The organism is Neobacillus bataviensis LMG 21833 (genome assembly GCF_000307875.1).
Classification (GTDB): Bacteria; Bacillota; Bacilli; order Bacillales; family Cytobacillaceae; genus Neobacillus; species Neobacillus bataviensis.
This window is the reverse complement of sequence record NZ_AJLS01000044.1, coordinates 1-19191: the sequence shown is the minus strand read 5'-3', so window position 1 is coordinate 19191 and position 19191 is coordinate 1. Positions and strand designations below refer to the sequence as shown.

General features: G+C 40.4%; 21 protein-coding genes and 1 other annotated feature. Of the genes, 7 read left to right on the top strand and 14 right to left on the bottom strand.

All coding sequences use genetic code 11. The features are described from left to right. Nucleotides 1–114 precede the first annotated feature (114 nt). A complete protein-coding gene (gene safA / locus BABA_RS07165; RefSeq protein WP_007084483.1) occupies nt 115–726 on the bottom strand; it encodes a SafA/ExsA family spore coat assembly protein in 612 nt (203 codons plus the stop codon). Nucleotides 727–834: 108 nt separating this feature from the next. Here safA and BABA_RS07160 point away from each other — a divergent pair, with 108 nt between their 5' ends. The 3 genes from BABA_RS07160 (at nt 835) to BABA_RS07150 (ending at nt 3099) form a co-directional block, all read left to right on the top strand. Beyond that, nucleotides 835–1209 carry a DUF1360 domain-containing protein gene (locus tag BABA_RS07160; RefSeq protein ID WP_007084482.1) on the top strand — a complete coding sequence of 125 codons (375 nt, stop codon included), beginning with the start codon at nt 835–837 and terminating at the stop codon, nt 1207–1209. Nucleotides 1210–1299: 90 nt separating this feature from the next. Next, complete coding sequence (locus tag BABA_RS27675) at nt 1300–1443, top strand: hypothetical protein (RefSeq protein WP_162829837.1); 144 nt, start codon at nt 1300–1302, stop codon at nt 1441–1443. Nucleotides 1444–1572: 129 nt separating this feature from the next. Beyond that, entirely contained in the window at nt 1573–3099 is a 1527-nt protein-coding gene (locus BABA_RS07150; protein WP_007084481.1) for an FAD-dependent oxidoreductase, read from the top strand. A 179-nt stretch (nt 3100–3278) separates the two neighbouring features. On the opposite strand, the gene BABA_RS28280 is transcribed toward BABA_RS07150, so the two are convergent. The 7 genes from BABA_RS28280 to BABA_RS07120 form a co-directional block, all read right to left on the bottom strand. Further along, nucleotides 3279–3413 carry a hypothetical protein gene (locus BABA_RS28280; RefSeq protein WP_268870147.1) on the bottom strand — a complete coding sequence of 45 codons (135 nt, stop codon included), beginning with the start codon at nt 3411–3413 and terminating at the stop codon, nt 3279–3281. A gap of 55 nt (nt 3414–3468) precedes the next feature. Next, a complete protein-coding gene (locus tag BABA_RS07145) occupies nt 3469–4932 on the bottom strand; it encodes an amidase family protein (RefSeq protein ID WP_007084480.1) in 1464 nt (487 codons plus the stop codon). A 90-nt stretch (nt 4933–5022) separates the two neighbouring features. Continuing rightward, entirely contained in the window at nt 5023–6168 is a 1146-nt protein-coding gene (locus BABA_RS07140) for a DEAD/DEAH box helicase (protein ID WP_007084479.1), read from the bottom strand. Between the two features lie 88 nt (nt 6169–6256). Then, nucleotides 6257–6556, bottom strand: a complete 300-nt coding sequence (locus tag BABA_RS07135) for a DUF5658 family protein (protein WP_007084478.1) — start codon at nt 6554–6556, stop codon at nt 6257–6259. 127 nt (nt 6557–6683) lie between these two features. Next, nucleotides 6684–7532: an MBL fold metallo-hydrolase gene (locus BABA_RS07130; RefSeq protein WP_007084477.1), complete on the bottom strand. Its 849-nt coding sequence runs from the start codon at nt 7530–7532 to the stop codon at nt 6684–6686. A 140-nt stretch (nt 7533–7672) separates the two neighbouring features. Continuing rightward, complete coding sequence (locus BABA_RS07125) at nt 7673–7882, bottom strand: heavy-metal-associated domain-containing protein (protein WP_007084476.1); 210 nt, start codon at nt 7880–7882, stop codon at nt 7673–7675. 16 nt (nt 7883–7898) lie between these two features. Next, nucleotides 7899–8342 (bottom strand): flavodoxin, encoded by a 444-nt coding sequence (locus BABA_RS07120; protein ID WP_007084475.1) that lies wholly within the window; start codon nt 8340–8342, stop codon nt 7899–7901. A gap of 159 nt (nt 8343–8501) precedes the next feature. Here BABA_RS07120 and BABA_RS07115 point away from each other — a divergent pair, with 159 nt between their 5' ends. Then, the gene (locus BABA_RS07115) at nt 8502–9206 is read left to right on the top strand and encodes a Crp/Fnr family transcriptional regulator (RefSeq protein ID WP_007084474.1); all 705 of its coding nucleotides are present in this window, start codon (nt 8502–8504) and stop codon (nt 9204–9206) included. Here BABA_RS07115 and BABA_RS07110 read toward each other — a convergent pair. Beyond that, a complete protein-coding gene (locus BABA_RS07110) occupies nt 9203–9451 on the bottom strand; it encodes a hypothetical protein (protein ID WP_007084473.1) in 249 nt (82 codons plus the stop codon). The genes BABA_RS07115 and BABA_RS07110 overlap by 4 nt on opposite strands. 262 nt (nt 9452–9713) lie before the next feature. Here BABA_RS07110 and BABA_RS07105 point away from each other — a divergent pair, with 262 nt between their 5' ends. Beyond that, entirely contained in the window at nt 9714–9998 is a 285-nt protein-coding gene (locus BABA_RS07105) for a hypothetical protein (RefSeq protein ID WP_007084472.1), read from the top strand. 73 nt (nt 9999–10071) lie between these two features. Here BABA_RS07105 and kynB read toward each other — a convergent pair whose 3' ends face one another. The 4 genes from kynB to BABA_RS07085 form a co-directional block, all read right to left on the bottom strand. Continuing rightward, on the bottom strand, nt 10072–10689 hold the full coding sequence (gene kynB / locus BABA_RS07100) for an arylformamidase (RefSeq protein WP_007084471.1): 618 nt from the start codon (nt 10687–10689) through the stop codon (nt 10072–10074). Between the two features lie 129 nt (nt 10690–10818). Continuing rightward, the gene (locus BABA_RS07095; RefSeq protein ID WP_007084470.1) at nt 10819–12576 is read right to left on the bottom strand and encodes a WG repeat-containing protein; all 1758 of its coding nucleotides are present in this window, start codon (nt 12574–12576) and stop codon (nt 10819–10821) included. A gap of 120 nt (nt 12577–12696) precedes the next feature. Further along, complete coding sequence (locus BABA_RS07090; RefSeq protein ID WP_007084469.1) at nt 12697–13062, bottom strand: SCP2 sterol-binding domain-containing protein; 366 nt, start codon at nt 13060–13062, stop codon at nt 12697–12699. Between the two features lie 129 nt (nt 13063–13191). Continuing rightward, the gene (locus tag BABA_RS07085; protein ID WP_007084468.1) at nt 13192–14208 is read right to left on the bottom strand and encodes a 4Fe-4S binding protein; all 1017 of its coding nucleotides are present in this window, start codon (nt 14206–14208) and stop codon (nt 13192–13194) included. A 254-nt stretch (nt 14209–14462) separates the two neighbouring features. Further along, nucleotides 14463–14733, top strand: a binding site (T-box leader). Between the two features lie 174 nt (nt 14734–14907). On the opposite strand from BABA_RS07085, the gene brnQ reads away from it, so the two are divergent. Continuing rightward, a complete protein-coding gene (gene brnQ / locus BABA_RS07080) occupies nt 14908–16248 on the top strand; it encodes a branched-chain amino acid transport system II carrier protein (RefSeq protein ID WP_040345577.1) in 1341 nt (446 codons plus the stop codon). Between the two features lie 39 nt (nt 16249–16287). On the opposite strand, the gene BABA_RS07075 is transcribed toward brnQ, so the two are convergent. Then, nucleotides 16288–17274, bottom strand: a complete 987-nt coding sequence (locus BABA_RS07075; RefSeq protein ID WP_007084466.1) for a Gfo/Idh/MocA family protein — start codon at nt 17272–17274, stop codon at nt 16288–16290. A 190-nt stretch (nt 17275–17464) separates the two neighbouring features. Here BABA_RS07075 and BABA_RS07070 point away from each other — a divergent pair, with 190 nt between their 5' ends. Beyond that, nucleotides 17465–19120 (top strand): glutamine--tRNA ligase/YqeY domain fusion protein, encoded by a 1656-nt coding sequence (locus tag BABA_RS07070; protein ID WP_007084465.1) that lies wholly within the window; start codon nt 17465–17467, stop codon nt 19118–19120. Nucleotides 19121–19191 lie beyond the last annotated feature (71 nt).

Below are 19191 nucleotides of genomic sequence, written 5' to 3'. Positions count from 1 at the left end.
TACCTTTTTCCACCGCTTTTCATAATTGCGCTAGAGCTTGATTTTTATATCGGACTTAAGACGTAGAAAGGGTCAGCCCTATAAGCATTATGCTTACAAAACTGACCCTTGACTTTATTTAGAGATAAACATCTGTACCCAATAATAACGATAGGATCCACCCGTTGCGTAACCAACTCCAATTCGGGTATTTGAACTTAAGATATTCGCACGGTGACCGGAACTATTCATCCACGACTGAACCACTGCCTGTGGTGTCGTTTGGCCTGCGGCAATATTCTCAGCTGCTGAACGATAGGAAATGCCAAAGCTCTTCATCATATCAAATGGACTTCCATAGGTAGGACTTGTGTGGGAGAAGTAATTTTTATCCCTCATGTCCGTTGCCTTATAGCGGGCAACCCGTGAAAGCTCCCAGTCTGCCACGAATGGTTTTAAACCATTTTTCGCCCGCTCCTGATTCGTTAACGAAATAACCTGATTTTCAATCGATTTGACCCCGCCTAAATCAGGAATGTTTACCTTTTGACCCGGGTAGATCAAGTTAGGATTTTTAAATTGCTGGTTGGCCTGAATGATCTCGGTAATTCCGACCTGATACCTGACGGCAATTTTCCAAAGAGTGTCCCCAGGCTGAACGGTATAAATTTGTTGGGCAAACGAGACGCTTGGAATACAGAAAAGAGATAGTAGAAACAAAAAACTAAACCAAAAAGATTTTTTCATTTTTTCGCCTCCTCCGAATATATAATTTTGATTTCAAGCTCAAAATATACAGGGAATCAAAAAATAAAATTTAGCTGTCCATTAGCAGATTTTGGGGAGGAGCAAAAAGTGAAAGACATTTCATGGATGACCTATATTATGTTAATTTTAGCAAGCTATCGTTTAACCCATTTGATCGTTTTTGATAAAATTACTGAATTTATCCGTAGACCCTTTATGAAGAAGGTTCAAGTAAAAACGGATACCGGCACTGAGACGAAGGAAGTTCCCGCCTCCATGTTTGGTTATCTGTTGAAATGTTATTGGTGTGCAGGTGTTTGGAGTGCTTGTATTTTGGGCGGAGCCTATCTGCTGTTCCCTAATGTTACGTTCGTGTTTATATTAATTTTCTCAATCGCAGGTGGCCAATCGATTATTGAAACCTTCGTCGGCGTCAATATAAAGAAAGTCGATTACTATTCTGAACTGAAGAAAAAAGACTAAATTTGGATAATAGGAAAAATTAGTTCCCTTAATGCATATACCTTTAGAAAGCTTATTTTTACCGGTAAGCTCTCTAAAGGGGGACGAAGGATGACACTTTTGTGGACCACCATTACTCTTGGCTTTTTGATTTGTCTTGGTTGTGTGGGCTGGGTTATTTCCCATTTCTTAAGAGAGGCGCTTGATTCGGAGGATGCTGTACGAATTGATAAAATAAAAACTGATAAGGAATAGTCTAGCCAAAACCCTGAAAAACAGGGTTTTTTTAGGCTCCGGAAATATATATTTTGCCTCCATGACATTTATTTTTCATTTTGGGAAAAATTAAACAGGAGAAATATTTTACAAGCTGGAGGCGTACATATGAGTGGATCTGAGCATCAATTTCCCAAAACCTATTGGCGAGAGATAGAATTACCTACTTATGAACCATTAAACGAGGATTTATCAGTAGATGTAACGGTTGTCGGAGCCGGAATAACCGGGATTACAGCCGCCTATTTATTATCTAAGGAAGGGCTGAAGGTGGCCATCTTAGAAGCCGGTGGTATTCTAAACGGGACAACCGGACACACCACGGCTAAATTAACCGCCCAGCACGGAATGATTTATGATGAATTGATCAATCATTTCGGGAAAGAAAAGGCAAGGCTTTATTTTGAATCCCATATGAATTCCATTCAATTTGTGGAAAGTAAGGTAAAGGAAAATGGGATTGACTGCGACTTCAGCAAAGAGGATGCATATATTTATGCCACGACTGAAGAGTATGTTGATAAATTAAAAACGGAATGGGAAGCGTACAAAAGTCTAGATATTGACGGAATTTTAAAAGATACAATTCCATTTAACATCCCGGCTAAAGCCGCCCTTTTGATGCGTAATCAGGCACAGTATCATCCGCTAAAATTTTTAAAATCGCTATTAGGGGATGCCGTAAAGGCAGGCTGTTCTGTTTATGAAAATACGGTCGCTACAGATATTGAGGACGATGATTCAGAACCAAAAGTGGTGACCAAGTCAGGTCATAGAGTGACATGCAAGCATGTGATTATTGCATCACATTTCCCTTTTTATGATAAACCTGGACTGTATTTTGCGAGAATGCATACGGATAGATCCTACGCAATCGGTATAAAAACGGACATGGACTACCCAGGCGGCATCTATATCAGTGCAGACAGCCCGGCCCGCTCGATTCGCACTACACCGTATAATGGAGAAAAGCTGCTTATACTCGGCGGTGAAAACCATAAAACAGGACAGGGCATTGACACGTTGAAGCATTATGAAGCGCTCCAAGCTTTCGCCGAAGAGGCTTTTGGGTTAAAGGAATACCATTATCGCTGGTCTGCCCAAGATATGGTTACATTAGATAAAGTGCCATTTATCGGCAAATATACTGAAGGCCGTGAGAATGTTTTAATTGCTACTGGTTATAAAAAATGGGGGATGACGACAGGCATTCTCGCAGGTCACTTGTTAACCGATTATGTGATGGATCGGGAAAATCCATACATGGAGCTCTATTCACCATCACGAGCATTCCAAGCTGATCCCAATTTAAAAAGTGTCGTCACAACCAATGCAGATGTTGCTAAACATCTGATCAAAGGGAAGCTTGAGTATACAGACAAGTCCACAGATGATTTACAGATGGGCGAAGGCTCCGTTGTCATGTATAACGGAAAACGAGCGGGTGCCTATAAAGATGAGAACGGTAAACTTTATGTAGTCGACACCACCTGTACCCATCTTGGCTGTGAATGTGAATGGAATCGCGCTGAAAAGTCATGGGATTGCCCGTGCCATGGCTCACGATACTCCTATTCCGGCGATGTCATTGAAGGCCCGACAAAAAAAGCGCTTGATTTGTTGAAGGAAGAGTAGTGCTAGAAACAAGAAACGCCTCCTAACTTGATAAGGAGGCGTTTCTTGAGAACTGTCCAGCTCCAGGCGCCATCGGCTCGAGGTCACAAGCCAATCCGTCCAAAAGGTTAAAGAACAACCTTTCGGCCGGCTCGGCTTGTGCTTGTCGCCGATTGGCGGGCGCCTTCCGCTTTTCTAAATTATTTACTATTCGGGCGGTTTCGTTTTATATCTTCCCCTGGCGTAAATTCAACCAATTCGGAGCTTTCCTTCATCGGCTTTTTCGCATTGTTGTTACGCTGTGCATTGGCATTTCCCAGTTTGGTTCTTCCCACATATACCACTCCTTTTTGAGAAATTCAATGATAGTATGGATGAAAAGAAGCAAATTTATTCTAGGCCGGGTACCTTGCGGAAGCGTGTCATTTGCTCAAAAGCATACGCCACTTGGATTAAAAGCGGTTCACTGTAAGCCGTTCCGGCAAAGGTAATTCCAACGGGCTCACCAAGAGATGTGTAGCCAGCGGGTACAGCAATGGTTGGATAGCCTGCTTTGGCACTGATATGCGAGCCTTCATCGTTAGGAAAAACAATTACATCTAGGCCGTTTTTTTCTAAAGCAAAATCAATCCCTTGCATTGTTGAATGATGAAGGTCGAATTCCAACGCGTCGAAATAAACAGCCTCCGTTAAAGAACCGCTTGTTTTTTCCGATTCCAGCAGCACCGCCTGGCCATATTTGAGCATCTTTTCTTCATCATTTTTATTAAACTCAATCAGATCTGCTAAAGTTCTCACTTGAATGGATGGGTGAAGGCCGTTCAGATAAGCATTTAAATCTGTTTTAAATTCATAAGTTAAAACATCGTATTTCCACTCGGCTTTAGCAGATGGGATTTCAATATGATCAATAACCTCTGCTCCTGACGTTTTCAACATTTCCAATGCTGCGGCAACCACCTTTTGTTTTTCCTTATTTAAAAGTTCCAAAAAGCCTTCAGAAGCGATGCCGATTCTTTTTCCTTTTAGTCCATCTTTTAATAGAAACTCAGTAAAGTCAAATCCATTAAAAGGGTTTGTTTTCGTGATAGGGTCGTGATCATCTTTTCCACACAAAGCATTTAACAGAATCGCCGCATCTTCCACTGTTCTAGCCATTGGCCCCGCGGTATCCTGCGTGTGGGCAATGGGGATAATCCCTCTGCGGCTAATTAGACCAACCGTTGGTTTAATCCCCACTAATGAATTTTGGCAGGATGGATTTAAAATCGAGCCAGATGTTTCTGTTCCGACAGCAGCAGCGGCAAAATTGGCGGCAATCGCCGCCCCAGAACCTGCACTAGAGCCTCCAACATCAAATTTCCCTGGCCCGTATGGATTCTCCACCTGTCCCCCTCTTGAACTATAACCGCTTTTCATACCAATCGCCATGAAATTTGCCCATTCCGTCATATTTGTTTTTCCAAGAATGATGGCACCGGCTTTACGTAATTGCTCTGCTACAAATGAATCCTTAGGGGCAATCGAATCTTTTAATGCCAGCGATCCGGCACTTGTATGCATTTTGTCATGGGTGTCAATATTATCTTTAATTAAAATCGGAATTCCGTGCAATGGGCCGCGTGATCCACTTTCTCTTCGTTCCAAATCAAGCGCTTCCGCTATCTGCAGTGCATCTGGGTTAATCTCAAGGATTGAATGCAATTCATAATCAAAATGTGAAATTCTATGTAAATATAGTAAGACCAGCTCTTTTGATGTAAGATCACCGCTCGCAAACTTTTCTTGGATTTCACTGATTGTTATTTCCTCAAGCCATTCTTCAAGATATTTCTTTAATTTTTGATTTTCCATCGGAATCCCTCCATTTCTCCTATATAATTCAATAAAGAGCTGAAAACTCCTTTTCCCAGATAAAAAAGCAGCAGGAAAATCCTGCCGCTTTTATTTTCTTAATTTTTGACTTCGTTGCTCTTCATCTACAATTTTCCCTTGATAAAAAACTCTTTTATGAAGAGGGATATTTAACTCCCGGCAATATCGCTTCAGTTCTCGTTCTTCTCGCTCGGTAACAAGGGAAATGATTGTACCATTTGCCCCCATTCTTCCTGTTCTTCCCGACCTGTGTACATATTGAGAAATGTCTTTAGGAGAGTCAATTTGAACAACATGGGTTACTCCTTGAATATCGAGGCCGCGGGCCGCAATATCTGTGGCAATTAGCATTTTCATCTTCCCATCCCGGAAAGCTTTTAAGGCTGCTTGACGTTCAAGCTTTTTCATGTCGCTATGCAGAACTCCGATGGATAATTCTTTAAAAAGCAATTTCTCTTTAAATACTTGAATCTCACCGATGTCATTAATAAACGCAAGTGATTTACTATCATCTAAGCGGGTAATCTTTTCAATCAACTTAATTTTATCTCGTGGTTCACAGGAAAAATAAATATGCTCTACTTCCCCTGAAGAAGCCATTTCATCTTTTTCAATTCGAAGGACTTCGGGTTCAGTGGTCATTTCTTTTGCCAGCTTTTCCGTTGCCTGTTTCATCGTGGCCGAAAATAAGACAACTTGGCGGTCACTCATTGTCGATTTCACAATGTTTTGGACAGTGTGTAAATGCTCTGGAATTAATAGTTGGTCTCCTTCATCTAGAACAACCATTTTTATCTCGTGCATTTTCACCTTTTTCTGTTTGATTAATTCCAGCAAGCGGCCAGGTGTGGCAAAAATAACATGGGGGCGCTTTTTCAATTTTTCAAGCTGCCGTTTTAAGTTTGCACCGCCAATAATCGACGTACCCCTAATCCCGCTTCCTTCCGACCACTTTTGAAATTCTTGATAAACCTGCATAACTAGTTCCTGCGAAGAGGCAAGCACTACTGCTTGTAGGGACGGTACATTTGCATCGATTTTATTTAATAAGGGAAGTAAATAAGCAAGCGTCTTCCCTGTACCTGTCGGTGACTCGGCAATGACATCTTTTCCTTCCAAAATCATTGGGATCGCGGCTTCTTGAATCGATGTCGGCTGCTCGAAGCCTGACTTTTCCCACGCTTCCTGCAAAAATGGCTTTAACGTATTTAACATGTTGTACTCCTTATATCTTTTTTCTTATTATTTGTTTTTCGATATCGTATTGATACTATCGTATTAACGTTTGAGTGTCTAGTTGGGGTCATGTTGAAGTATTGATGTAAAGGACAATCCAGACCATATGATACACAAGGACAGAAAGGTAGAGGACACAGGTAGAGACGATGAGCGTTCTAATCCATCCTTTAAAAGGACGAAGGTAAAACAAACCAAGCAGCACAAGGGGCAGGATAATTTTTATGAGATAAAAATATGACCAGCTTTGATCAATGACCAGCTTCATCATCGGGTTCCCTTCTTCTACGAAACCGGAAGAGATTCCAAAATGGGTTAAGATTGCATCCAACACACCGGCAAATAACAGGAATAAACAGAGTCTCATAGCTCCCTCCTAAAATTTTCTTATCTCTAATAAGTATTTCTATGCTATTACAGACACATACATTCTTTATTAAGAACACACAAAGAACATTTAAGGCTGCATGTGACCGCAGCCTAAATAAACTACATTAATTTACATACCTGCCGCTATCGGGCCGGCCAATTTCAGCAAAATGCTCTACTAAATAATGCAGGTTCTTGGTTAGTTCTTCACCGCTCATTGGCAGTCCATGACCGGTGACCGCCACTTGCGGCTTAAGTGCGTCTACCTTTTTTACGGATTCATAAGCCGCATCCCAGTCAGTGGTGAAATACTTTGGCGGGCCGCTGATTTCTTGCGTTTGTGTTATGACTTTATATAGGGATTCCTGTTTCACCGTAACAAAGACATCCCCAGCAATTAACGTTCCATCCTGTTCACGATATAAGGAAATGTGGCCCGGTGTATGTCCCGGGGTATGAATCCATTTCCAGTCCGGCATACTTGGAACAGTCCCATCCTCTGGGAGCTTTTGCACATGTGCACTAATATCAATCCCGTGGTTTGGGAACATCGGAGACAACTTGGCAACAAGACCGCTGTCCACATTCGGATCCCCCGGCGGATAATCTTTCTTCCCGGTTAAATACGGAAGTTCTAGTTCATGGGCATATACCGGTACACGCCACTCCTCCAATAATTCCGCAATAGAACCGGCATGATCAAAATGCCCATGTGTTAACACGATGGCTTGCGGGCGGGCATCTTCTCCATAACGTTCCTGAACCATTTCTTTTATTTCACGGGCTGACTTGGGCATACCAGTATCAATCAGGACAAACTCATTCGTCTCATTCGGATTTCCGACTACAACAAGATTAACAATTTGGTCGGTATAACAATAAACATCCGGCTGGATGATCGTTCCAACTCCGTTACCAATCGAAGTCATTGGCAGAAAGGATTCCTCATATTTACTATCCTGTTTATTTTCCAAAAAAATTCCTCCCTTTTTGGTTATTATTTTACTGGGAGGAAAAATTATAACTATGTAATTCATTATACATTATAATAGATATATTTGTTCTTAATAAGGACCACTTTTATAAAAAAACTGCTTTTAATGAGCAGTTCTTATTAATCAAATGTTCGCAGTATCAGCTTATTTAGGTTACGATTAATTTCTTTAGGTTCAATGATGCTTTCATTAAAGTTGACTTGAATTTTACCGCTTCCTGTTACAATTTTTACTTTTTCTATTCCACTGGTTCTTTGCATCTGTCTTTTTATCTTTCCGATACAACCGGTGCAGGCTACATCATTTAATGGGATTTCAATCATTCTCATCGGTTCCAACATCCTCTCAAAATTTTTCTACAATGGTTTGACCAAACTTCATACATTCTTCTTTTTCTGCAGTGTTTGGGGAAAGGTCTATTTTTAAACCATCATGCACAAGATCGGCACCCAATTCTGCCAGCTTTTCCGTCAGAATATCCACCGCACCGCCATGATGTTCATATGAAGAGTCGCAGGAACCAAAGGCAGCCACTCTTTTCCCAGATAAATTCAATTGATACATTTCATCATAAAAATCGAGAAACTCATCCGGTAGATCGCCGTCTCCCCAAGTATAGGCTCCTAATAATATACAATCATAATTTTGAAGGTCTGTTACATCCACTTCTAAAATATCCTTTATCAAGACAGTGCCGCCTGCCTCCTGAATGCCAGATCCAATAAGATTGGCTATTTCTTCTGTATTCCCCGTCATACTTGCATAAACAATTAAATAGGTTGCATTCATGGTGTAATCACCTCATGTTTTTCTTTTATTTTAATGAAAATCATTCTCATTAACCTTGACCTGTATCAAGAAATACAATAAATTGATGCAAATCACTTCATTATTTTTAGGAAGCAGCTAATATTAAGCTAAAAGGATGTCTAGAGGGAGTGGTGAAGGATGAACTGTGATCATTGTTGCTCGCATGGATCTTCATGTATCATATCTGTACCCGTTTTCAAAGGGATGAACAAGGAGGATCTTCAGTTATTACAAAATGTCACAAGGAGCCGTCACTTTTTAAAAGGAGAATTTATTTTTCGAGAGGGAGATCGTTCCGAAACACTATTCGTAGTCAACGAAGGTTTGATAAAACTGACGAAAATGTCGGCTGAAGGAAAAGAACAAATTGTCCGTTTGTTGTTTCCCGGGGATTTCTTCGGGTTATTTTCAATACTCAGCAATGAAAAACATTATGCAAATGCTGAGGTTATAGGCAGTCCTACAGTCATTTGTTCTATTGAAAAAGGGGATTTTCTCAGGACAATGGAGAAGAATGCTGATTTATCCTTTCGCTTTTTACTAGCGGTTAACGACCGTCTTTATGAGGCAGATGAATCCGTTGGCTTTTTAAGTTTGATGGAGGTCGAACAGCGGCTTGCACGAGCGCTCATTCTTTTTCATGATAAATTAAACGCGTGTAACGGAACCTTTACGTTACCAATAACGAAGAAGGATTTGGCGGGATATATCGGCACAACTCCAGAATCCATAAGTAGGAAACTGTTAGCATTTATGTCGCAAAAGCTAATCGCCATGGACGGACGCAGACAAATACAAATTCTAGAGTTGGACCGGCTTAAACAAATGGCTGAAATGGACTAAAGCTCAGCCAATTTTACTGCCATTAAGCGAAAATGCATCGGTTCTATTTCATTGACAATCACGTTCATTCCAAATGATTGCAAATTGGCGATTAAAGGCTCGCCTCGATGTGGTAAATGAATTTCAAAAATGGTTCCTACCGGTGCTGCTTTAATAAAGTTTAAGATTTCTCGGCGTGGATGTTCCCCCTTTGCAACGCGTTCGCGGATATCCATGACTGCCTTTTTATCGATTATTTCAAACATAAATAACGCTCCCCTCGAAATGATTTATGCCTAAGTTTATCATCTTTTTTATCTCAGGGAATTGATATAAATCAAGCTTCAATCATGGGGGGAAATTCCAAAAAAAAGGCACGAAGCATTGGAAATACTGGATTTGGGCAAAAAGTTGTTTAATTTGTAATTTCGAAAGGTTTGTGAACATTTCCTGCAATTCGATATAACCTTATGTGAATGATGGTAGAATGAAAAACAACAAGATAACAATATAACGGAGTTGAAAATGATGTTTAGCAAAATTGCTGTTATCGCTTCGCTGTTGTTTTTTCTATTCGGAACCAATGTATTTGCCCATTCACATCTAGAAGAATCTACACCTATAAACGGGACTGTTCTCACAGAATCGTTTCAAGATATGACAACACTCACAGTTGCTACAGCCTCAAATACTAAAGTAAATAAGGCCGTAGAACCCTCATTTAAGGACTACATTGTCCCAGTTTCAGTCGGTCTCCTATTCGTCCTCGGCTTCGGAAGCTACTGGCTCATATACAGACGTAAGCATACCTAAACAGCGGTGCCTGACACCCTTATTCCTACAGTAGTAGGAATAAGGGTGTCAGGCACCGTTTCTACCATTTCTACTATCGGCGTAGTATTGCGCGGACGGGGCTGCCATCTCCTTCGACGAGTGGCAAAGGCAGGGCGATTAGTTCGTAGTCTCCGGGTTCGATTTCGTCTAGCATGAGTGATTCCAAAATGTGGATCCCGTTTTCATTCAAGCTGTGATGTGCCGGCAGCTCCTTGCTGTCAATCGGATCCACTGACGGTACATCCAAACCGATAAGCTTAACCCCTTTACTGGCCAAATATGGCGCTAGATCTGGTTCAATATGTGGAATTTTCTCAGGGAATTCGCTTGGATTTACCCATGCAAGCGTTCGAAATATCAACCTCTTACAGCCATCAATATCAATCCCCATCAAATCCACTGCACCAATGCTTTCCCTCCCCCTCATATCAATAACTCTCGCAGGGCCAATGTAAAGATCGAGATCCAGTTCGATGATTCTCTTTCCGTTGTTGTCAAAATGAAAAGGAGCATCTACATGTGTTCCCGTGTGTGTGCTTAATTCAAGGCTGCCTACATTGACAGAGCCGCTTTCCTTCATTGGCCACGAAACTACATATTGAAACGCAGTATCTCCCGGCCAAACCGGCATACCGTTTACAAGTTTTCTTGAAACATCGTAAATTTTCATCCGAATATCACTCCTCATTCAAACTATTACACTTTTCATCATTATTTCATATTTCGGCAATCCTTTTCCATCTATTAAATAGTCGATAAACTCAATATTAAATAGGCAGGAGTCAGAACTCCTGCCATATCAATGAAATGATTTCCAAAACTCACCGCTTTGATTAATGATATCTTTCAGTTCATCAAAAGGTAACGTAAAGGTAGGAAAACCAGCAACAAATGCCGCAATTTCATAAGGTTTAAAGTAGATATTTAAGGCACCCTCACTAATAAAAAACGGTTGATCAGCCTTGATTCCATGGTACTCATCAGGGAAGAGATATGAATACTGTTCATTACTCTTTATTTGATCCAGAATAATAGCACTTAAGACCTTTACATAAGGACTTCCGGATTTAAACAGGTCTTTCAGCTGATACATCGAACCATTCCTAAGGTTAATATGAACATACTTTTTTACCGGCATCCCATGAGCAGCACAAAACATGTAGTCGTATCCATTTATCTCAATTACAAGCAAGTTTTTCTTGTAAAAATTTATCTCAAAGTCACCAGTATAATTTGATTCCAGCTGCTTCCCGGCAGGCACGGGCTTAACTCCCGCAAGCTCTTTTAATGTCTTATTTACCATATCGGGATTTTCCATTCCATGTACCTGTGGGTAATAAACCAGATATTCCATATTCGGTCTGTATTTATGTTCGACCACAGAATAATGATTATTTAGCGGAATGATGGCGGCTTGCTTCCAAACTTCTTCACCGTTTCTATTAAAATACACCAAGCGATTATCAACATCACCCTTGATTAGTGTCTTTTCAAAGCTAAGCCAGCCGTTGCCGCTAACCATGGGGAGATGTTCCATCCTCTTCCCATTCTTATCAATATAAAACGTATATTGATCATCGGAAACTGATGCCAGACCATCGTAAAATGTATTGATGTCTTTAAAAATAAAGCCTGTTAGAATACGCCCCTCTGAATCCGCTAAAGCATAAATTGATCTTAAACATGGCTGTTCCGGAGCCAATTCTTTCCCAATCGCAAACCGATTTTCACCTAGATTCATAATACTAGTATAATTTGGTTTTAACACAAAATTTCCTTTTCTATCAATTACACCAAAACGATTGTTGTTTTTTACAGTCAGGCCGACAATGGCACGGTCGTCTATAAATGACTCTGCACTAGAAAACTGAGGCTCGATGACTGTTTTCCCTTGTTCATCCACATACCCAAATTTTCCATCCTCACTCTTTTTATACACAAGCAAACCTTGGCCATAATAGTCAACGAAAGCAAGAGAGTATGTTTGTAATACATTCCCGGTAAGATCGATAAGTTCGAAAGACCCGTTCTTTCTTTTTACAACAGCCTTCCCCTCAGAAAAATCGCTGGCAGATTGATAGATAATCGGAATAACCACTTTTCCACTCTTATTCAAGAATCCATACAAATACTGTCCATTCACGTCAGTTTCCTCAACTAACAAGCGCCTTTCTTTATACTCCGGGAAAGCGACAGAATAGGCTTTTTCGGTAATTTCCTTACCACTCTCATCAATAACCTTGAACCCTTGCGAATCGTTGACGACTGCACGGCCTTCCGAAAACGGTTGAATCGTATCGTATTTCGGTTTCACAATAAAATACCCGTTGTCATCGATGAGGCCCGATTTGTCCATCATCCCAACAACAGCTAAGCCATTATCCTGAAAATCCTTGGCATCCTCATATATTGGCTCGAGAACAAATTCCCCTTTCGCATCAATATATCCCCATTTCGTGCCGCCAATTTCTTTCACCGGTGCAGGGAAAAGATAAACCGCTCTTGTTTCAAAAGCATCCAAGATCCAATAGATCCAATCACCATCATGTTCAACCATTACATTCACCCATTTTACTTTTCTATATATATATGAAAAAGTATGGGCTATGTGAAAAAAAGAGACAAATAGGCTTTTCCCCTACTTGTCTCTTTATCATGTACCATTTTACTAAAATGATTAAAACGGTTCTTTAATATTGTATTTTTTAAGAATGGTTTCTATTTTCATACCCTTGGCGATATCCCCTTTTGCCTTTACCTTCCCTGTCAACAGCGCAACAGCACCGCTTTGTTTTCCCAATAAAAATTTCTTGAAGTTATCATAGGATAAGGCCATCGTTACATCCGGAGTAGTTTCAACCCCTTCTTTAATTGTTAGTTTACAATCCTCAAAATAGTGCTGGTACGTGCCTGTCTGCTCTCCATGAACATCATATTGAACAACCCCATTAAATCCCTTCATTGGTGCGGGATTTGCATTAAAGATCTCTTCAATTCTTTCCATTAGGTCTGGTAACGAATATTCGTTAATTGCTTTTGCCATCACTATATCCCCCTCGCTTGTAAAAAACATAGTATTGCACCTAAATCTATGATACTAACACAAGCTTGAATTTTCTAATGGAGAATTTTTGAACTTTTTTGACACCTTTTAAAAAGCCTATTCCTTACTCTAATGGCCAATATACCGCGCATCTGGAATCAATTCTTTCCATTCTTGATAGGAGATGATCGTATCCCAGTGGCCGGTCATTTTGGCGATACCAATCACCACAAAAAACAGGACGAAGAAGGTCACAGGGATAAACCATTTATTCACTTTCTTATTAGCAACGGTCATGTTCAAGGTATCCTTAACCGGGCAGGCTTCCACACATGACATACAGGCAGAACAATTAAGTGACGTTACTTTCTCAACCTTATGAACCTGCAAACGCTGCGGACATACCTTTGTGCACATTTCGCAATTTGTACAAGTATCCTCATTTCGTTCGATTTTTGTCATTCTAAAAATGGAACCAAGGCCAATCAATGCTCCGTAAGGGCAAAGGAACCGGCACCAAAAGTTTCTGAAAAACAAGGAAAGGATAAAGATGACAATGATAAATTTCAGTGTAAAACCGCCAATGTTTAGGAATAATAATAACATTTTTACATCTGACACTTTATTATAGGGATCTACCAGAAAGCTTTTTGCGCTAAAGGTATCCATTTGAATCACCATTGCGATAAAGAATAATAGCAATACATATTTGATTGGCGTTAAAAACCAAACAAGCCATTGCGGCATATCAAAGTTCTTTTTAAACATTTTTCTACCAAGCCAGGCAATCAGTTCATTTGCGGTTCCAACAGGGCAAATCCAACTGCAAAAGGACTTACGAAGCAGAATGCCAGCCCCTACAAAAAACGAGAGCAGCACAAGGCCTGCCGGGTGAATCACGTCAAAATCCCCGCTCGTCAGCCAAACCTTCAGCGCGACAAGGGCACTAATGGGCAAAAATCCTTCCACTGCCGATGGCCTCTCGACGAAAGGAGTCTTTCCTAGCGTTTCAAAATGCTGATAAAACTGATAAAACTGCAGACCGACATATAGTAAAAACAATAGAAACAGTGCCTGCACGGTATATCTTGTGATTTGCACGGGCTTCCGTTTCAACTGTTTCTTATACCAAATTTTCGACTTCATAACCGGTTCCTCCATTCTTTCGCTACCTTAACTATAAATAACGAAAAATACAGGGTATGTGATATAAATCAACGAGACGATTCATTTCATAAAGATGTCACATTAGCATCTTAAATTTGCCAAATATTTTTTTTATTATTGTTAAACTAACATTGTAAACGGTTTTATACTATTTTCCTGAAAAACAGGGGTTGCAAAACTATTTAAATATAATATAATTGTTTTATTCACATTAATTATATTTTTTAGAAAAATCAAAATCGATGACGAGAAGAGTAGCTTGTAAATCTTGTACTTTAGAGAGCCGGCGGTTGGTGAAAGCCGGTAACAGGACACAAGTGAAAATCATCTCCGAGATGCAAGGCTGAAAAAAAGAAAAGCGGCAACGACCGTTTATCTGAGTAAGCCTTTGCCGGACTGCCCACCGTTAAGTAAGGGACACGTATGATAGTACGTTGATCGAGAGCCGCATTGTTTTTTAGTATGCGGAATTAGGGTGGTAACGCGAGCATGCTCGTCCCTTCTATAGGGGCGGGCTTTTTGTATTTTCTAAAAAAGAAAAGCGGAAGCGCCTTGATCAGGGGCGACAGGCATAAGACGGGCCGGCGAGAAGGTTGTTCTTTAACCTTCTTGACGGAATGGCTTATGACCCCGAGCCCCTTGGCGCTGAAGCTAGACAAAGAAAAAGGAGCGAGAAGGATGAAAAAGAAGGATACGTTTTTTGTAGGTTTAATGCTATTTTCGATGTTTTTTGGAGCTGGTAACTTAATTTTCCCGCCATTTTTAGGAATGGGTGCAGGTACGTCTTTTTGGCCGGCAATGACAGGCTTTATTATTACCGCCGTAGGTCTGCCGCTGATTGTATTGCTTGCAGTCGGCCTCGTTAAGGATGGTGCGAACACACTTGGCAGCAGAGTACATCCATTGTTTGGTATGATTTTTACGATTGTTGTTTATTTATCAATCGGGCCTTTAATGGCGATTCCCCGTAATGCGAATGTCGCCTTTGAAATGGGTTTCAAACCATTTTTAGGGAGTGCTACCGTAAGCCAAACTATGCTTTTACTCGTTTTTTCAGCGATTTTCTTTATACTGGTTTATCTTCTAAGTTTAAATCCATCTAAGGTTGTTGATTATATGGGCCGTTGGATCACTCCGGCACTTCTCATCTCAATCGTTGTCCTTTGTATCACAGGTTTCTTAAAATTAGATGAGCCACTAAAAGCACCAACGGAAACCTATCAAACAGCTTCCTTGTTTAAAGGATTTATTGATGGTTATTCGACAATGGATGCATTAGCGGCACTTGCTTTTGGAATTGTCATCATAACGGCACTGAAGCAAAAAGGGATTACGAACAAAAAACAATTGACTGCTTATACGCTTAAAACAGGTATCATAGCGGGTGCGGCCCTCGCGTTAGTCTATATTGGCATCGGCTTACTAGGTGCAAAAATGGCTTCTTATGGGACGTTTGATAATGGTACTGCAGTATTGTCATCCGCTTCAACCATTCTTATGGGTACCGGTGGAAAAATCCTTCTTGGTGTTATTTTCACATTAGCCTGCTTTACAACCTGTGTCGGCTTGACGATTGCCTGCGGCCAATATTTTTCAAAAATTGCACCAAAGTTAAGTTATCGTGTTGTTGTAACACTCGTTACTCTTGTAAGTTTTTCTCTTGCTAATCTTGGCTTAAATCAGATTCTTAAAGTGTCTGTTCCATTTCTAGTAATGGCTTATCCATTAACGATTGTTCTTGTGACACTGGCATTCCTGCACCGCTTTTTCAAGGGATCACAAAAGGTGTATGCGGGAGCAATGCTGCTAACAGGAATTGTAAGCTTATACGATGGTTTAAAAATGTTCGGTCTTAAATGGAGCTTGTTGGAGTCATTGATGGGTAACCTTCCGCTTGCCTCTGTTGGCCTTGGATGGGTTGTACCTGCGATTGCCGGTGGATTAGTGGGATTTGTTTTGGAAAAAGTAAGCCGTTCTTCATCTAGTAGTGAAGAATTTAAATTGACGAAGGCATCATAATAGAATATGCCAGTGGATAAAGTATCCGCTGGCACTTTTTTATTTCTCTGATTCAAAAATGATGTTATTTTGCTTCCTTGCTTCTTTTGTAATTTGCAGAACAATTTCACTATAATGTTTTAACCGCTTATACTCCTCATCATTTTTCGTTTCAATGATGTCAGCGATATTGATACATTCATAGATCATATTCTGGTCCTCTTGTTCCACACTCAGAATTTGGCTTTCTTTTGTATGGCTGTCAATGAATTTAATTTCGGTAATCGGCGCCGCATCTTCAAGGACAAAAGTTCCTCTTTCCCCATGAATTTCACACGGAAGAACGGAATGAGCTATTTTTGAACAAAGAATGGTACAAACGAATTCGTCATATTCCAATACCAGCGTGCCGCTGCCATCCACACCACTGCTTAACATCACCGGGTGATAGCTAACCTTATTAGGCTCCCCAAATAAGCCGACCGCTAAATACAGTGGATACACGCCTAAGTCGACAAGCGCGCCGCCTGAGTATTTGGCTGAGAAGATATTAGGTTCCTCGCCCTGTAAAAATAAATCATAACGCGAGGAATATTGAATATACGGCAGAACCGTGCTTCTCAGCTTCCCAGCTAAATGAAGCTTTTCCTTTAAAATCTTAAAATTAGGGGTATGAATATTTCGTATTGCTTCGAATAAGTAAACACCATTCTCCTCTGCAGTTCGGTAAGCCTCTTTTAATTCTGCTGTATTAGAAAAAATCGGTTTTTCACAGATCACATGTTTCTTATTTTTCAAAAAGGTTAAGGTTTGTTCAAAATGAACAGAATTAGGTGAAGCAATATAGACAGCCTCAAATTCCTTGCTCTTCGCCATTTCTTCTATATCCGTATAAAAACTAGAGGCATTATATTGATCAGCAAGCTTTTTTGCCTTTTCTACTGTTCGTGAAAAAACACTAACTAAATGAAACTGCTTGCTAAGGCTTGCTGCCTGAATAAAAGATTCGGTTATCCATCCTGTTCCAACTGTAGCAAAGTTAATCATTTTCCAACCTCTTTCCAAATCATACTTTTCAAGTACTCATTTTAGCGTTTTTTTCCTCCACTGACCAATTTAAATTAAAAATTTTTCATGGTTGAACTGTTTTTCCGGTGAATTGTTGGGAACAATGGAAAAATATCATGTTTTATGGTATTTATAGATAATAGAGATTTGATGAAAGAGGTTGAAAAGGGTGGAAAATCAAACAGGAAATTTTATTAAAGAAATTATGATAAAAGATTTAGAGTCAGGTAAGCACCAAGAGATTGTCACTCGTTTTCCTCCAGAGCCAAACGGGTATTTACATATTGGACATGCAAAATCCATTATCCTTAATTTCGGCTTAGCAGATGACTTTAACGGAAAAACCAATTTACGGTTTGACGATACTAATCCGGCGAAGGAAGATATCGAATATGTAAATTCCATTAAAGAAGACGTGAAATGGCTTGGCTTCGAATGGGATAACTTATTATTTGCTTCCAATTATTTCGATGAAATGTACAACAGAGCCGTTCTCTTAATTGAAAAAGGACTTGCCTATGTGGATGACCTGTCAGCTGACGAAATTCGTGAATATCGCGGCACACTGACAGAGCCTGGGAAGAATAGCCCATACCGCGAGCGTTCAATCGAGGAAAACCTGGATTTATTTAAACGAATGCGCGCTGGCGAATTTGACAACGGTCAGAAAGTACTAAGAGCAAAAATAGATATGAGCTCCCCAAATATCAATTTGCGTGACCCGGTTATTTATCGTATTTCCCATACCACGCATCATAACACGGGCGATAAATGGTGTATTTATCCCATGTATGCTTTTGCCCACCCGCTTGAAGATGCGATTGAGGGGGTTACTCATTCAATTTGTACGATTGAATTTGAAGACCAACGTCCACTTTATAATTGGGTTGTCGAACAATGTGAGATGGAAAACATACCGCATCAGTACGAATTTGGCCGTTTAAATGTGTCCAATACGGTCATGAGTAAACGGAAGCTAAAGCAATTAGTGGATGAAGGATTTGTGGATGGCTGGGATGATCCGCGGATGCCAACTATTTCCGGAATGAGAAGAAAAGGGTTTACACCTGAATCCATCCGTACCTTTATAAGCGAAACGGCTGTTACGAAGAACAACAGCACGGTGGATTCACAAATGCTTGAACACTTTGTCCGTGAAGATTTGAAATTGAAAGCCCCGCGAACAATGGGCGTGATTGATCCATTAAAAGTAGTTATTACGAATTATCCAGAAGGCCAAATTGAATTACTTGATGCTGAAATCAATCCAGAAAATCCAGAAATGGGCATGCGGAAAATTCCGTTTTCCCGTGAGATTTATATTGAAAAAGACGATTTCATGGAAGAACCGCCTAAGAAATATTTCCGCCTGTTCCCTGGTAATGAAGTTCGCCTAAAGAATGCGTATTTCATTAAATGTGAAGAAGTCATTAAGGATGCAAACGGTGAAGTAGTGGAGCTGCGCTGCACATATGACCAAGAAACAAAGAGCGGTACCGGCTTTACGGGCAGAAAAGTGAAAGGAACGATTCACTGGGTGGAAGCAACACATGCGGTTCCAGCTGAATTCCGTTTATACGAACCATTAATTTTGGACGATACAGAAGATGCTACTAACGAAGGGAAAACATTCCTTGATAACGTAAATCCTCATTCACTTGAGGTATTGCAAGGTTTTGTTGAACCAAACATGAGGGAAAGCAGACCACAGGAGAAATTCCAATTCTTTAGACATGGCTACTTTAACGTCGATCCAAAAGAGACAACAGTAGACAAACTTGTATTCAACCGCATCGTCAGTTTAAAAAGCTCATTTAAAATATAATTAAGAAAAGCGCAAGCGCCCTGGTCAGCGGCGCATGGCCTGGAGCTCTCCAACTGAGATAAAGGAAACAC

Excerpts from the sequence above, each read along its gene's own strand:
- safA (WP_007084483.1), bottom strand. The coding sequence starts at position 726 with ATGAAAAAATCTTTTTGGTTTAGTTTTTTGTTTCTACTATCTCTTTTC.
- BABA_RS27675 (WP_162829837.1), top strand. The coding sequence starts at position 1,300 with ATGACACTTTTGTGGACCACCATTACTCTTGGCTTTTTGATTTGTCTT.
- BABA_RS07150 (WP_007084481.1), top strand. The coding sequence starts at position 1,573 with ATGAGTGGATCTGAGCATCAATTTCCCAAAACCTATTGGCGAGAGATA.
- BABA_RS07145 (WP_007084480.1), bottom strand. The coding sequence starts at position 4,932 with ATGGAAAATCAAAAATTAAAGAAATATCTTGAAGAATGGCTTGAGGAA.
- BABA_RS07140 (WP_007084479.1), bottom strand. The coding sequence starts at position 6,168 with ATGTTAAATACGTTAAAGCCATTTTTGCAGGAAGCGTGGGAAAAGTCA.
- BABA_RS07135 (WP_007084478.1), bottom strand. The coding sequence starts at position 6,556 with ATGAGACTCTGTTTATTCCTGTTATTTGCCGGTGTGTTGGATGCAATC.
- BABA_RS07125 (WP_007084476.1), bottom strand. The coding sequence starts at position 7,882 with ATGAGAATGATTGAAATCCCATTAAATGATGTAGCCTGCACCGGTTGT.
- BABA_RS07120 (WP_007084475.1), bottom strand. The coding sequence starts at position 8,342 with ATGAATGCAACCTATTTAATTGTTTATGCAAGTATGACGGGGAATACA.
- BABA_RS07115 (WP_007084474.1), top strand. The coding sequence starts at position 8,502 with ATGAACTGTGATCATTGTTGCTCGCATGGATCTTCATGTATCATATCT.
- BABA_RS07110 (WP_007084473.1), bottom strand. The coding sequence starts at position 9,451 with ATGTTTGAAATAATCGATAAAAAGGCAGTCATGGATATCCGCGAACGC.
- BABA_RS07105 (WP_007084472.1), top strand. The coding sequence starts at position 9,714 with ATGTTTAGCAAAATTGCTGTTATCGCTTCGCTGTTGTTTTTTCTATTC.
- kynB (WP_007084471.1), bottom strand. The coding sequence starts at position 10,689 with ATGAAAATTTACGATGTTTCAAGAAAACTTGTAAACGGTATGCCGGTT.
- BABA_RS07095 (WP_007084470.1), bottom strand. The coding sequence starts at position 12,576 with ATGGTTGAACATGATGGTGATTGGATCTATTGGATCTTGGATGCTTTT.
- BABA_RS07090 (WP_007084469.1), bottom strand. The coding sequence starts at position 13,062 with ATGGCAAAAGCAATTAACGAATATTCGTTACCAGACCTAATGGAAAGA.
- BABA_RS07085 (WP_007084468.1), bottom strand. The coding sequence starts at position 14,208 with ATGAAGTCGAAAATTTGGTATAAGAAACAGTTGAAACGGAAGCCCGTG.
- brnQ (WP_040345577.1), top strand. The coding sequence starts at position 14,908 with ATGAAAAAGAAGGATACGTTTTTTGTAGGTTTAATGCTATTTTCGATG.
- BABA_RS07075 (WP_007084466.1), bottom strand. The coding sequence starts at position 17,274 with ATGATTAACTTTGCTACAGTTGGAACAGGATGGATAACCGAATCTTTT.